Here is a 12,379-nt window from a genome sequence, read left to right as displayed (position 1 = left end):
TGTCGGCGGTGCGGAGTAGCGTCGGCCCCATGGAGGACGCCGCCTACCGCGAGCGGCCGTCGCGGTACGCGGGCGCCGTGTTGTGGACCAAGACCGTCGACGGCCCCGGACTGCCGGTGCTGCCCGACGGCTGCATGGATCTGATCTGGATGAACGGCCGGTTGATCGTCGCAGGGTCGGACACCAAGGCTCACCACCCGGGCGGATCGCCTGGTGATCACTACGTGGGCGTCCGGTTCTTTCCCGGTACCGCGCCCGCGTTGCTCGGCATCCCGGCGCGCGAGTTGCGCGATCGGCGCGTCGATCTGGCCCAGCTGTGGCCGTCGGCGGTGGTCCGGTCGCTGGTGGACCGGATGGCAGGCGCCGGTGACCAGGCGGCGGCGCTGGAACAGATCGTGCGGTGGCGCGCGGCCGAGACCGAACCGGCCGATCCGCTCCTGCGGAAGGTGGTCGGCGCACTCGACGCCGGATGGCCGGTGGCGGCGGTCGCCGACGCGGCCGGGCTGGGTGAGCGGACCCTGCGCCGCCGCTGCCTGGACGCCTTCGGCTATGGCCCGAAAACCCTCGCGAGGGTGCTGCGCATGCAACGCGCGCTGGCCACGGCGCGCAGCGGCGTGTCACTCGCCGAGACCGCGACGCGCACCGGGTTCGCCGACCAGGCGCACCTGTCCCGCGAGGTGCGCGCCCTGGCCGGTATACCGCTGGGAAGGTTGCTCGCTCGGTCCTAGCGAGCGGCGTACAGGTCGACGCCGTTGCCGTCCGGGTCGTGCACGACCGCGTAGCGCTGACCCCAGAACGCGTCCCAGGGCTTCAATTCGCCGTGGTAGCCGGCGTCGACGAGTGCGGCGTAGACGGCGTCCACCTCCGCGGGATCGGCGCAGCGGAAGGCGATGCCGAGACGGCCCCCGCCGCTCGGCGGCGTCCACTCGGTGTGGAACGACCGGATGACGGCTTCGGTGTCCAGCGTGAGCCGCATGCCGTTGGGCAGCGCCGCCTCGGCGTGCCCTTCCTGCTCGGAGCCTTCGGGGAAGTCGAGACCGAGGCGGCGGTAGAAGGCCACGGAAGCGGCCATATCGCGGACGACGATGCCGATCACGTCGAGTTGTGGTGTCATGCCGGCAGCGTAGGCAGCGGCGCGCCGACGCGTCTTGAACGAATCGGACAGCGCCTATCGCGCGGGCGCGGGAACCAGTTCTGCGATGAGATTCTCCACCAGGATGCGGATGCGGTCGCGGATCGTGCGCACCACGTCGATGGTCTGGTCGGCCGGGTCGGGCAGCATCCAATCGCGGTAGCTGATGCCGGGGAAGAACGGGCAGGCGTCGCCCGCGCCCATGGTGACCACCACGTCGGAGATGCCGATCGCGTCCATGGTGAGCGGCTTCGGAGTGTGGCCGGAGATATCGATGCCGATCTCGGCCATGGCGTCCACCACCGTGGCGTTCAGGGTCTCGGCCGGTGCGCTGCCCGCCGATCGCACATCGAACCGGTGGCCAGCGAGGGCGGTGAGGAACCCGGCGGCCATTTGCGAACGGCCCGCGTTGTGTTCGCAGACGAACAGCACACTGGGCTTGTGGGACATGGGAACGCCTTTCGATGTGCAAGGTGGAGCATAAGTGTGCTGGCTGCCGGACCGGCCGCCCGGCTTGGTGAGCCGAAACGCTTTCGGAGCGTATGAGATACGTATACCAGCGCGCCGCTAATCGTTACGGCGCGCCGTGCCGTCGCGCGCGCGGGCGTACGGCTGTCGCAGGCCAGCGGGCGTAATCCGCTGTCACGCAGCGGCTGTGCGCCGGAGCCGACCGGGCGGCAACGCGCAGTGTTCCCCCGGGGTGATGCACCGGAAGACTTCGTCGAAGGCCTGCGACGTTCGGAGCCCTCGTCGGCCGCCGGTATCCGGCCGCACGATCGATCCGGCCGCACAAGGGCACGCGGGCATCAACCGGTCGCAACTGATCCGCGGATCGACGCGCATACGACATCGCATCGCGAAACGCGCCTCGTCTTCCGCCACCGACGCCAGCACCCCGGTCGATGCGAATCGGCCGGGGTGCTGGCGTGAATCATTGGAACGTCATAGGCGGCTGGAATCGCCCCTGCCGCGCGGCCCATGTCCGCCGCGAACGGATGCGGCGAAGGGGGATCAGATCGGACGCAGGTCGATCATCTTGCGCAGCCGCTGCCGGTCGCGCTCGAGGCGGCGGGCTTCATAGGCGATCGGGAAGTAGCGCAACCGCTCCGGCAGCAGCGGAACCAGCCGCGCGATCAGCCAGCCGAGCACGCGCAGCTTGCGCTCGTCGGCCGCGGTCCAGGTCAGGCCGAGCTTCTGGCGCGCCACCTCCGGCGTGGTGCCGACCGTCACGAAGTACTGCAGCCAGCCGATCGGCGCCACCGCCGCTTTCCAGACCGGACGCAGCACGCGCGGCAGCTGCTTCGGCGGTGCGACGGAGCGGATCACCCGCAGGTAGTCGCGCGCGGTGTCGGTGGCAACCAGATGGTTCGCGACGGTGTCCTCGAAGAACTTCTCGAATTCGGCGTAATTGGCCGGGATCTCCTTGGGCGCCACCGAGAAGTTGCGCAGCAGCTGCAGCGTCTCCTGGAAGTACGCTTCCTTGTCCGCCGCGGTGAGCGGGCGCTTGGCGAAGTACTTGGCGCTCTCGGTGAAGGCGAAGGTTCCGGTGTGCAGCACCCAGGCCCACGGGGCGCTGGACAGGGCGGTGTGGCGCACGCCGTTGGCGTCGGTGGTGTTCAGCGACGCGTGCAGCTCCCGCAGGCGATCGGCCTCCGCGAGCGCCTCGTCGCCGCCGTAGACCCACATCATCACCGACGCCAGGCTGCGCGTGGCACGGCCCATCGGGTCGGTGCGGAAGGTGGAGAACTCGTCCACCACCGCGGAGATGGTCGGTTCCATGGTTTGCAGCAGGAAGGCCGAGCCCGCGGTGAGGGAGAACGTGATCAGACCGGTCTGTTCCCACATCTGGGTTCCCGGTTCGATCGGGCGGCGGGGCGGCAGCGTTCGCGCGCCGGTGGTTGAGCGTGCGACGGACGCGGTCATCGTGATCTCCCTTGATCGGCCTGGCTCATACAATGAGATGATAACCCTAACAATCTCTCATCGTCTATCCGTGGCCGACGATCTCGTCACGGTCCTAGGCTGTGCAGACATGACGACCGATTGGCGCAGTCGTACCGGCCGGATCGGAGTGCTCACCGGCGCCGGCATCTCCACCGATTCCGGCATTCCCGACTTCCGCGGCCCGCGCGGGGTGTGGACGAAGGATCCCATCGCCGAATTGCTCTCGACCTACCAGAACTATGTGGCCGACCCCGGCCTGCGGGAACGCGCCTGGCTCGCGCGCCGCGACAATCCGGCCTGGCAGGCCGTCCCCAACGCGGCGCACAACGCGCTCGCCGACTTGGAACGGGCCGGGCGGACGGTCACCATCATCACCCAGAACATCGATCGTCTGCATCAGCGGGCGGGGTCTTCGCCGGATCGGGTGATCGAGATCCACGGCAACATGTTCGAGGTGGTCTGCGTCGAATGCGACTACCAGACCTCGATGTCGGCCACCTTGGAGCGAGTGGCCGCGGGCGAGCCGGACCCGCCGTGTCCCGACTGCGGCGGCATCCTCAAGTCCGCCACCGTGATGTTCGGTCAGCAGATGGACCGCCGCACCATGACCAAGGCCGCGCTCACCGCGGAGACGAGTGACATCTTCCTGGCCATCGGGACGTCGCTGCAGGTCGAGCCCGCCGCGTCGATGTGCTCCATCGCCGTGCGCGCCGGCGCGGATCTGGTGATCGTGAACGCCGAGCCGACGCCGTACGACGCCATGGCCACCGAGATCATCCGCGAACCCATCGGCACAGCCGTGCCCCGCCTGGTCGCGGAACTCATCGCCGAACGACCGGAGTGAAGCCGGGCGGCGGGTTCAGCCGACCGGGCCGAGCACCCGGTCGAGGTAGGGATTGGTGAAACGCCCTTTCGGGTCGAAGCGCCGCCGCACCTCGGCGAACCGCTCCCAGTCGGGATAGCGGCCGCGCAGGGTCGCGGCGGTCTGGAAGTGGCGTTTGCCCCAGTGCGGACGGCCGTCGTAGCGGTCGAAAACCGCTTCGCAGGCGCGGAAGTACGGTTCGAATGCCATGCCGCGGTACTGGTGCACCGCGATGTAGCAGGTGTCGCGGCCGTTGGCCGGGGAGAGGAACGCGTCGTCGGGCGCGACCCACCGCACCTCGATGGGCATGGGGGTGTCGAAACGAGTGGACAGTTCCTTGATCTCGCGAATCGCGGCCACGGAATGCTCGCGCGGGATCGCGTACTCCATTTCGGTGAAGCGGATCAGGCGCGGCGACGCGAACACCCGGTAGGAACGGTCCACCTGACGCCGGTAGCTGCCCGCGTAGGCGGCGCCGCGCTGAATCAACGGGAGCAGGCGCGGCTGCCTGCGGCTGAGTCCGCACAGCGCGTCGAACAAGTAGTTGGACAGCAGGATGTCGGTGAACCAGTCCACCGCTTTCGGGCGCGGTCGTTCGGGCAGGGGCACGCGATTGTTGCGCTTGGTCATGGCCAGCGGGCTGTGCGCGAACATGTAGAACTCGAAATGCTCGTTGCCGTCGACGAACGAATCCAGATCGGCGAGCACGTCATCCACCGGGACCGGGCGCTCGATGCCCTCCAGCACGAAGGACGGCGCCATCCGCAGCGTCACGGCGGTGACGACGCCCAGCGCGCCGATGCCGACCCGCGCGGCCCGCCAACCGTCGGGATCGGTCCGCTCGTTCAGTTCCACCAGCGTTCCGTCGGCTTGCATCAGTTCCACCGAATGCACCGCGGCGGAGAGGTTCTGCAAAGTCGCGCCGGTGCCGTGGGTGGCGGTGGCGATGGCGCCCGCGACGGTCTGCACATCGATGTCGCCCAGGTTCGGGAAGGCGAGACCGTGCTCGTGCAGGGCGGTGCTGGCGGCGTTCAGAGTGATGCCCGCCTCCACCCGGACCAGGCCTGCGGCGCGGTCGACGTCGAGCACGCGGTTCAGCTTCGCCAGGCTCAGCAGCGTGCCGTCGGTCAGGACGGTGTCGGTGAACGAATGGCCGCTGCCCGCGACGCGCACGGTCCGGTCGTCGGCTTCGGCGTCGGCGAGCAGGCCGGCCAGTTCGCCGACGGAGCCCGGGGCGGCGAGGAGTGCGGGCGCGCAGCGTTGATCGCCCGCCCAGTTCACCCACGAATTGGTCATGTGACCAACTTTACGGGAGCGAGCGTGACGCGCGCTACTTACGGTTCGATTTCGCTACCGCTTGCGCCAGCTGCAGGTCAGCTGTTGCTTGGCGTGCTCTACCTCGTCGTCGGTCAGCGGGGGGACGTCGAGATGTCTGCGCGGCGTTTTGTCGTCGCGCACGCCGTTCAGCATGATCGCCATGTACCGCTGCCAGACATCGGGATTCACCGGCTTGGCGAACTCGGCGAGTGCGTCGACCATGTGGACAAGCGCGAAGAAGTCCGAGGGCTCGATGCCGTGGGCGAGCACGCCGGCGTCGCGCGCGCGGGCGCAGATGGCGTGCACCTTCGGTTTGATGCGATCGCGCACGACCGCGAATCGATCGGTCTCGTCGTCTTCGAGTTCCAGCATGACTTCGCTGAATCCGCGGTTCGTGGCCATGTGCCGACACGCGTATTCGAAGAACTCGACGAGTCCGAACCAGGGATCGGGATGCCGGTAGGCGGCGTCGGCCGCGTCGGCGAAATCGTTCAGGTTCTGGTCGAAGACCTCGACGATCAGTTCCTTCTTGTTCGCGAAGCGGCGGTACACCGTGCCGACACCCACACCGGCGCGCTCGGCCACGTCGTCGAGGGTGATCTCGAGTCCGTGGTCGGCGAACAGTTCCCGCGCCGCGGCGATGATCCGCTGCTGATTGCGTGCGGCATCGGCCCGCAGGCGCCGGGGCGGAGAGGCGACCGTGGCGTGATTCACACCGTCATTCTATCAACATCGCGGATTAACCGGAGGCGTTATCTCCGTTATCGTGATAGCTTCTTCGGGTAAGCGGAGGGATGTTCTCCGGATCAACGCTCGAGACAAAGGGTACACATGACTACCGCGATCGACCGCGGGGCACCGGCCCCGGAGCGAACGGGAAGTGGGCGGCGCGGCTCGCACGCCCTGCGCTGGTGGGTGCTCGCCGTCCTCGGCGTCGCCCAGCTCATGGTCGTGCTGGACGCGACCGTGGTGAACATCGCACTGCCCGCCGCGCAGCAGGATCTCGGCTTCAGCGACGGCGACCGCTCCTGGGTGGTCACCGGCTATGCGCTGGCGTTCGGCAGCCTGCTGCTGCTCGGCGGCCGCCTCAGCGACCTGTTCGGCAGGCGCAACACCTTCATCATCGGTTTGGTCGGCTTCGCGCTCGCCTCCGCCGTCGGTGGCGCGGCCACCAGTTTCGAGATGCTCGTCGCGGCCCGCGTCGGACAGGGCGTCTTCGGCGCGCTGCTGGCGCCCGCCGCCCTCTCCCTGCTCACCGTGACCTTCACCGAACCGTCCGAACGGGCGAAGGCGTTCGGCATCTTCGGCGCCGTAGCGGGCACCGGCGGCGCCATCGGGCTGCTGCTCGGCGGCGCGCTGACCGAATGGGCCTCCTGGCGCTGGGTGATGTTCGTGAACCTCGCCTTCGCCGCCGTCGCGCTGGTCGGCGCCGTGCTGTTGCTCGCCAAGCACGCCGGCACCGAGCGGCCCAAGCTCGACATCCCCGGCACGGTCGTGGTGACCGCGGGCCTGTTCGGCATCGTCTACGGGTTCTCGCACGCGGAATCGCACGGGTGGACCAATGGCGTCACCCTCGCGTTCCTGCTCGGCGGCGCGGCGCTGATCGCGGTGTTCGCCTGGCTGGAGACCCGGGTCGCGCACCCGCTGCTTCCGATGCGGATCGTGCTCGACCGGATGCGCGGCACCTCCTACCTGACGGTCTTCGTCATGGGCATCGGGATGTTCGCGATCTTCCTGTTCCTCACCTACTACATGCAGCTGACCCTGGGCTACTCGCCGATCATGACCGGCGTGGCGTTCCTGCCGATGGTCGCCGCCATGGTGGCCTCCTCGACCACCGCCCCGTCGTTGCTGCTGCCGAAGCTCGGCCCGAAGGTCGTGGTCAGCGGTGGGTTCCTGATCGCGGCGGCGGGCATGGCCTGGCTGACCAGGATCGGCTTGGACACCGGCTACGCCAGCCACATCCTGCCCGCCCTGATCCTGCTCGGTCTCGGCCTCGGCGGTGCGATGTCGACCGCCTTCCAGGGCGCCACCTCCGGCGTGCAGCACGAGGACGCGGGCGTGGCATCGGCCATGATCAACACCAGCCAGCAGGTCGGTGGATCGATCGGCACGGCCCTGCTGAGCACGATCGCGGCATCCGCGGCCACCGACTACCTGTCCACCCGTACGCCGGACCCGCTCACCATCGCCCAGTCCGCGATCGAGAGCTACACCACCAGTTTCTGGTGGGCCACGGCGATCTTCGTCGCGGGCGGCATCCTGACGGCGGTGCTCATGCCGAGCGCAGCGCCCGCGCCCGCCGAGGGGGAGCCGGTGCTCGCCCACTGAGTCGAGTGCGGTGGCGCAGGCCCGGTTTCCGGCGCAGCGGCCGCCGTCCCGCGATTCCGTCGCGGGGCGGCGGCCGTCGTCGTTCGCCGAGCCGTGCGACGGCATTCGATCGAAGCGACGCGACCGCACCGCGGCCGGAACTGTGCTATGCGATTGCCGATCAGTCGATTAGAGCTGTCCGGTCCGATATGGGAGCAAATCTCTCCGCCGCGCGGATCCCGATCTCGGGACGTGGCACCGATCATCGCGCACGACACGCGGGGTTCGTCCGCCGCACACGGCAAAGCGCGCCAGAATCACCATCATTGGTGCAAAATACGAGCTAGGTCAGTGTGGCGGGCCTTGCTGGTCGGCGGTCCGCCTTCCGGTTCACGCGGTAGATCTCATGGGATGCTTTGCGACCGGGATCCCGATGATTCCGACCGCTCCGGTGTGGGTAGCCAAGAGGCTGCTGTGCACCCATTCCTGTACCGGCGCACCCGGCGGTCGCACCACCTTCTCCACCCCACCCGCGAGGTTCGTAGACTCCTCGGACCGGGCGCGGCACTTCCCGCCGCGCTCGTCCGCCTCGGGGGGTGGCGGTGGCGTGGCCGGGGCGTCGCAGCCCGGTGCGGGCATGGCACGGTGAGTACCTGGTTCGGCTCGGCGATCGACGGGAACGGCACGACGGAAGGGGGCAGGCATGAGTGGTTCGCAAGCGGGCGCCGCCACGGCGGGACGGTGGCGCCCCGCGGCACGGCTCACCGTGCTGCTCGACGAGGACGACAAATGGCGGCACACGCCCCTGTATCACGAGATCGTGCGCCGGGCCAGGGACGGCGGACTGGCTGGTGCCAGCGTGTGGCGCGGCATCGAGGGATACGGCGCGTCCTCGCATGTGCACACCACCCGGATGCTCGATATCGCCGACCATCTGCCGCTGATGCTGATGCTGGTCGACGAGCCGGAACGCTTGCGCGCCTTCGTCGAGCGGAACGCCGAACTGTTCACCTCGGTCAACGTCACATTGGCGCCGGTGGACCAGTGGCAGGAAGGTGAGCGATGACCAGACCCCGTGGCAAGCCCGGCGACCCGGCCGCAGCACTCGCGGCACCAGCGGAATTCGCCTCGCCGGTGCCGTCGGGCACGGTGGCCGTTAGCATTGTCGGTTCGGCGCGGCTCGGTGATCAGGGCGGCGCGTCGGCGGGTGATCGATCGCTCGCCGCCGCGGAAGCGGGCTTCCGCACCGTGCCGACCGCGTTCAGCAGATACGGCGGCGAGACGTTCCGGCTGGCGGCCGAGATGAACGTGGCCGCGGGGTCGGCGGTGACCGGGCGGTCGTGGACATGATCCTGATGACGAGCCGGGCGCAGCCGATACGGAAGGGAGACCCGAGCATGGCCCACGATCGAGCCGGGCGTCCCGCACGTCCCACCGATCTGGAAGACATCGCGCATCTGGTGACGGCGTACTACAGCCGTGTTCCGGACGCGGAGGATCCGGCCCAGCGGGTGACGTTCGGGACGTCGGGACATCGCGGCTCCAGCCTGGACGGCGCGTTCAACGAGGCGCACATCCTCGCGATCACCCAGGCGATCGTGGAATACCGCGCCACCAGGGGCATCACCGGGCCGGTCTATCTGGCCAGGGACACACACGCGCTGTCGGAGCCCGCCTGGACCACCGCGCTCGAGGTGCTCGCCGCCAACGACGTCACGGCGGTGATCGATGCGCGCGACCGCTACACGCCCACGCCCGCGCTCAGTCACGCTGTGCTGCGCCACAATCGGGGCGGCGCCAAGCACCAGGCCGACGGCATCGTGGTCACCCCCTCGCACAACCCGCCCCGCGACGGTGGCTTCAAATACAACCCGCCGCACGGCGGCCCGGCCGACAACACCGCCACCGACGCCATCGCCGCCCGCGCGAACGAACTGCTGCGCGGCGGGCTCACCGGCGTCAAGCGCACCACGCTGGAGCGCGCGCTGGCCACCGGCGTCGAACGCTACGACTACCTCGACCACTACATCGACGACCTGCCCAACGTGCTGAACCTGGACGCGATCCGCGGCGCGGGCATCCGGCTCGGCGCCGACCCGATGGGCGGCGCCAGCGTCGACTACTGGGAGGAGATCGGCCAGCGCTACGACCTCGAACTCGAGGTGGTCAATCCTTTCGTCGACCCCACCTGGCGGTTCATGACGCTCGACAGCGACGGCAAGATCCGGATGGACCCGTCCTCCCGCTACGCGATGGCCTCGCTGATCGCGATCAAGGACGACTACGACATCTCCACCGGCAACGACGCCGACGCCGACCGGCACGGCATCGTCACGCCCGACGGCGGGTTGATGAATCCGAACCACTTCCTCGCGGTGGCCATCGAATACCTGGTCGCCAACCGGATGGGCTGGGACGCGCTGACCAAGATCGGCAAGACCGCGGTGACGTCGTCGATGATCGACCGGGTGGTCTCCGTGCTCGGTCGCGACGTGCACGAGGTGCCGGTGGGATTCAAGTTCTTCGTTCCCGGATTGTTCAGCGGCAGCCTGGCCTTCGGCGGCGAGGAGAGCGCGGGCGCGTCGTTCCTGCGGATGGACGGCACGGTCTGGACCACCGACAAGGACGGCATCCTGCTCGCCCTGCTCGCCGGGGAGATCGCGGCGGTCACCGGGCAGAGCCCGTCGGCGCGCTACGTCGAACTCGAGCGCCGCTACGGCAGTCCCGCCTACGCGCGGATCGACGCGTCCGCGACCGCGGAACAGAAAGAGCTGCTCGCGAAGTTGACTCCGGACATGATCACCACGAAGGAGATCGCCGGGGAGCCGGTCACGGCCGTGCTCACCAGGGCGCGGGGCAACGGCGCGCCGCTGGGCGGCCTCAAGGTGACCACCGAGAACGCGTGGTTCGCCGCTCGCCCCTCCGGCACCGAGGACAAGTACAAGATCTACGCGGAGTCGTTCCACGGCCCGGAGCACCTCGCCGAGGTGCAGACGGCCGCGGAGGAATTGGTGGGGCAGGCGCTGTCCGGTGACCGGTAGATCCAAGCCCCTGCCCACCGAGATCTGGGTGCTGGTCGGGGGCGCGTTCGTCATCGCCATCGGGTTCGGCCTCGTCGCCCCGGTGCTGCCGCAGTTCGCGCGCGGTTTCGGCGTCGGCGTGGCGGCCGCTTCGGCGATCGTGTCCGCGTTCGCCCTGATGCGGTTGCTGTTCGCGCCGCTCAGCGGACGGTTGGTGCAACGGCTGGGGGAGCGCTCGGTCTATCTCGGCGGGCTGCTGATCGTCGCGGTGTCCACGGGCGCCAGCGCGTTGGCGCAGAGCTACTGGCAGCTCATGGTGTTGCGGTCGCTCGGCGGCATCGGATCGACCATGTTCACCGTGTCGTCGCTGGCGCTGGTCATCCGGATGTCCCCGCCCGAGCAGCGCGGCCGGGTCTCCGGGTTGTGGTCGACCAGCTTCCTGGTCGGCTCGGTGAGCGGGCCGCTGGTGGGCGGCGGGTTGTCCGGGCTCGGGCTGCGCTGGCCGTTCGTCATCTACGCCGTCGCGTTGCTCGCCGTGAGCGTGGCGGTGCACCTGAGCCTGCGGCATTCGGAACTGGCCGCGCCGGAACCGGCCGGCGGCGTCCGCATGATGTCCTTCCGGGAGGGCTTGGCGCGGCCGGAGTACCGGGCGGTGCTGCTGTCGAACTTCGCCAATGGCGCGGCCGTCTTCGGCGTCCGGATGGCGTTGGTGCCGCTGCTCGTCGTCGAGGTGCTGCGCCAGGCGCCGGGTATGGCCGGTGTCGCGTTGACGGTGTTCGCGGCGGGGAACGTCGCGGTGCTGTTCGCCTCCGGGCGATTGTCCGACCGGTGGGGGCGCAAACCGTTCGTCATCGTCGGCTCGCTGGTGTGCGCGGCGGGAACGGCGGGGCTCGGCCTGGCGACCGACCTGCCGTGGCTGCTCGCCACCTCGTTCCTGGCCGGGCTCGGCTCCGGCATGTTCACGCCCGCCCAGCAAGCGGCCGTCGCCGACATCATCGGCCCCAAGGCGCGCGGCGGCCCGGTGCTGGCCGGCTTCCAGATGGCCGCCGACCTCGGCACCGTCATCGGGCCGGTCGCCGTGGGCGCCCTGGCCCAGCAGGTGTCCTATGAGCTGGCGCTCGGCGTGACCGGCGCGCTGCTGGCCGTGGCGGCGCTCGTCTGGGCCGTCGTTCCCGAGCCGTCGCGGCGGGGGAGTTCCGTTCAATCGGAGATTCCTTCCGACCGGTCCGGCGGAACCGACGACACCGAGCGGCAAGCGGCCGGGATCGATCGGGCGCTGAGCGACGTGTCCGGCGCGCCGGTAGCCGACAGCGCGGTGCCGGTGGTGGCCTCTTCCAGGGCGGCTCCGAGTGGTGACGGCATAGAAGAGGCGCCGCACCCTGGTGGTCCTGAATCGGTGCCCGAGGGCGTCGGGGCCCCGGCGGAGTCCGACGGGCTGGTGCGTCGTGCCCCCGCCGCGCGCGGCGATCGGCCTGGAGTGGCAGCGGATTCCCGGCCGGTGACGCCCGCGCCGGGGACCGCGGTCGTCGATTCGGACGTGGAGAATCCGCCGGGGCGCCCGATGTCTCGCGGTAAACGGCGTCGGCCGGAGCGGCGTGCCCGCCGCAGGCGTTGAGCAGGACGGATTGCCCTGAACGTTCGCGGGAGAGTAGGCGGCGGACGGCGGGGATGTGGCTGCCCAGCCCACGCCGGACAGTGGTCGATGCCGTTCGGCGAACCTGCTCCGGTTCGCGCGGGACGCGGCTGGTGAGGTGGCCAGGCCGGCGCGGGGGTGAGCGTCGGGCTCGGAGGGGT

Annotated in this window: 11 protein-coding genes and 1 pseudogene; 7 read left to right on the top strand and 5 right to left on the bottom strand. The window is 69.6% G+C overall.

Going from position 1 to position 12,379, the window contains the following annotated elements:
• The first annotated feature begins 29 nt into the window (after nt 1-29).
• Nucleotides 30-728 carry a helix-turn-helix transcriptional regulator gene (locus tag ACWDMM_RS12185; protein WP_357108333.1) on the top strand — a complete coding sequence of 233 codons (699 nt, stop codon included), beginning with the start codon at nt 30-32 and terminating at the stop codon, nt 726-728.
• Here ACWDMM_RS12185 and ACWDMM_RS12180 read toward each other — a convergent pair.
• From ACWDMM_RS12180 to ACWDMM_RS12170, 3 genes are all read right to left on the bottom strand, one after another.
• The gene (locus ACWDMM_RS12180) at nt 725-1,114 is read right to left on the bottom strand and encodes a VOC family protein (protein WP_195078498.1); all 390 of its coding nucleotides are present in this window, start codon (nt 1,112-1,114) and stop codon (nt 725-727) included. The two genes, ACWDMM_RS12185 and ACWDMM_RS12180, sit on opposite strands and share 4 nt — an antisense overlap.
• A gap of 54 nt (nt 1,115-1,168) precedes the next feature.
• Complete coding sequence (locus ACWDMM_RS12175) at nt 1,169-1,582, bottom strand: arsenate reductase ArsC (RefSeq protein WP_067798057.1); 414 nt, start codon at nt 1,580-1,582, stop codon at nt 1,169-1,171.
• Nucleotides 1,583-2,143: 561 nt separating this feature from the next.
• Nucleotides 2,144-3,055 carry an oxygenase MpaB family protein gene (locus ACWDMM_RS12170; protein ID WP_195078499.1) on the bottom strand — a complete coding sequence of 304 codons (912 nt, stop codon included), beginning with the start codon at nt 3,053-3,055 and terminating at the stop codon, nt 2,144-2,146.
• Nucleotides 3,056-3,164: 109 nt separating this feature from the next.
• On the opposite strand from ACWDMM_RS12170, the gene ACWDMM_RS12165 reads away from it, so the two are divergent.
• Nucleotides 3,165-3,920, top strand: a complete 756-nt coding sequence (locus ACWDMM_RS12165; RefSeq protein WP_357108341.1) for an SIR2 family NAD-dependent protein deacylase — start codon at nt 3,165-3,167, stop codon at nt 3,918-3,920.
• Between the two features lie 15 nt (nt 3,921-3,935).
• Here the strand turns inward: ACWDMM_RS12165 and ACWDMM_RS12160 are convergent, their stop codons facing one another.
• Nucleotides 3,936-5,234, bottom strand: coding sequence for a D-arabinono-1,4-lactone oxidase (locus tag ACWDMM_RS12160; RefSeq protein ID WP_449937284.1), 1,299 nt, complete (start codon nt 5,232-5,234; stop codon nt 3,936-3,938).
• Nucleotides 5,235-5,288: 54 nt separating this feature from the next.
• Nucleotides 5,289-5,969 carry a TetR/AcrR family transcriptional regulator gene (locus tag ACWDMM_RS12155; RefSeq protein WP_195078502.1) on the bottom strand — a complete coding sequence of 227 codons (681 nt, stop codon included), beginning with the start codon at nt 5,967-5,969 and terminating at the stop codon, nt 5,289-5,291.
• Between the two features lie 117 nt (nt 5,970-6,086).
• Here ACWDMM_RS12155 and ACWDMM_RS12150 point away from each other — a divergent pair, with 117 nt between their 5' ends.
• The 5 genes and pseudogenes from ACWDMM_RS12150 to ACWDMM_RS12130 all read left to right on the top strand — a co-directional run.
• A complete protein-coding gene (locus ACWDMM_RS12150; RefSeq protein WP_195078503.1) occupies nt 6,087-7,586 on the top strand; it encodes an MFS transporter in 1,500 nt (499 codons plus the stop codon).
• Between the two features lie 682 nt (nt 7,587-8,268).
• Nucleotides 8,269-8,631 (top strand): DUF190 domain-containing protein, encoded by a 363-nt coding sequence (locus ACWDMM_RS12145; RefSeq protein WP_195078504.1) that lies wholly within the window; start codon nt 8,269-8,271, stop codon nt 8,629-8,631.
• Complete coding sequence (locus ACWDMM_RS12140) at nt 8,628-8,915, top strand: hypothetical protein (RefSeq protein ID WP_195078505.1); 288 nt, start codon at nt 8,628-8,630, stop codon at nt 8,913-8,915. The genes ACWDMM_RS12145 and ACWDMM_RS12140 overlap by 4 nt, the downstream gene beginning before the upstream one ends.
• Nucleotides 8,916-8,962: 47 nt before the next feature.
• Entirely contained in the window at nt 8,963-10,606 is a 1,644-nt protein-coding gene (pgm, locus tag ACWDMM_RS12135; RefSeq protein WP_357208170.1) for a phosphoglucomutase (alpha-D-glucose-1,6-bisphosphate-dependent), read from the top strand.
• Nucleotides 10,596-11,783: pseudogene (locus ACWDMM_RS12130) on the top strand (MFS transporter); the annotation flags it as partial. The gene pgm and the pseudogene ACWDMM_RS12130, both read left to right, overlap by 11 nt.
• Nucleotides 11,784-12,379 lie beyond the last annotated feature (596 nt).

This window comes from Nocardia sp. NPDC003726, from assembly GCF_053586955.1.
Note: the sequence above shows the minus strand (reverse complement) of the source record. Positions and strands in the feature narration are given on the sequence as shown.

Bases quoted from the DNA above. Each gene is read 5' to 3' on its own strand.
- ACWDMM_RS12140 (WP_195078505.1), top strand. From the start codon at position 8,628: ATGACCAGACCCCGTGGCAAGCCCGGCGACCCGGCCGCAGCACTCGCG.
- ACWDMM_RS12175 (WP_067798057.1), bottom strand. From the start codon at position 1,582: ATGTCCCACAAGCCCAGTGTGCTGTTCGTCTGCGAACACAACGCGGGC.
- ACWDMM_RS12185 (WP_357108333.1), top strand. From the start codon at position 30: ATGGAGGACGCCGCCTACCGCGAGCGGCCGTCGCGGTACGCGGGCGCC.
- ACWDMM_RS12165 (WP_357108341.1), top strand. From the start codon at position 3,165: ATGACGACCGATTGGCGCAGTCGTACCGGCCGGATCGGAGTGCTCACC.
- ACWDMM_RS12145 (WP_195078504.1), top strand. From the start codon at position 8,269: ATGAGTGGTTCGCAAGCGGGCGCCGCCACGGCGGGACGGTGGCGCCCC.
- ACWDMM_RS12150 (WP_195078503.1), top strand. From the start codon at position 6,087: ATGACTACCGCGATCGACCGCGGGGCACCGGCCCCGGAGCGAACGGGA.
- ACWDMM_RS12160 (WP_449937284.1), bottom strand. From the start codon at position 5,234: ATGACCAATTCGTGGGTGAACTGGGCGGGCGATCAACGCTGCGCGCCC.
- ACWDMM_RS12170 (WP_195078499.1), bottom strand. From the start codon at position 3,055: ATGACCGCGTCCGTCGCACGCTCAACCACCGGCGCGCGAACGCTGCCG.
- pgm (WP_357208170.1), top strand. From the start codon at position 8,963: ATGGCCCACGATCGAGCCGGGCGTCCCGCACGTCCCACCGATCTGGAA.
- ACWDMM_RS12180 (WP_195078498.1), bottom strand. From the start codon at position 1,114: ATGACACCACAACTCGACGTGATCGGCATCGTCGTCCGCGATATGGCC.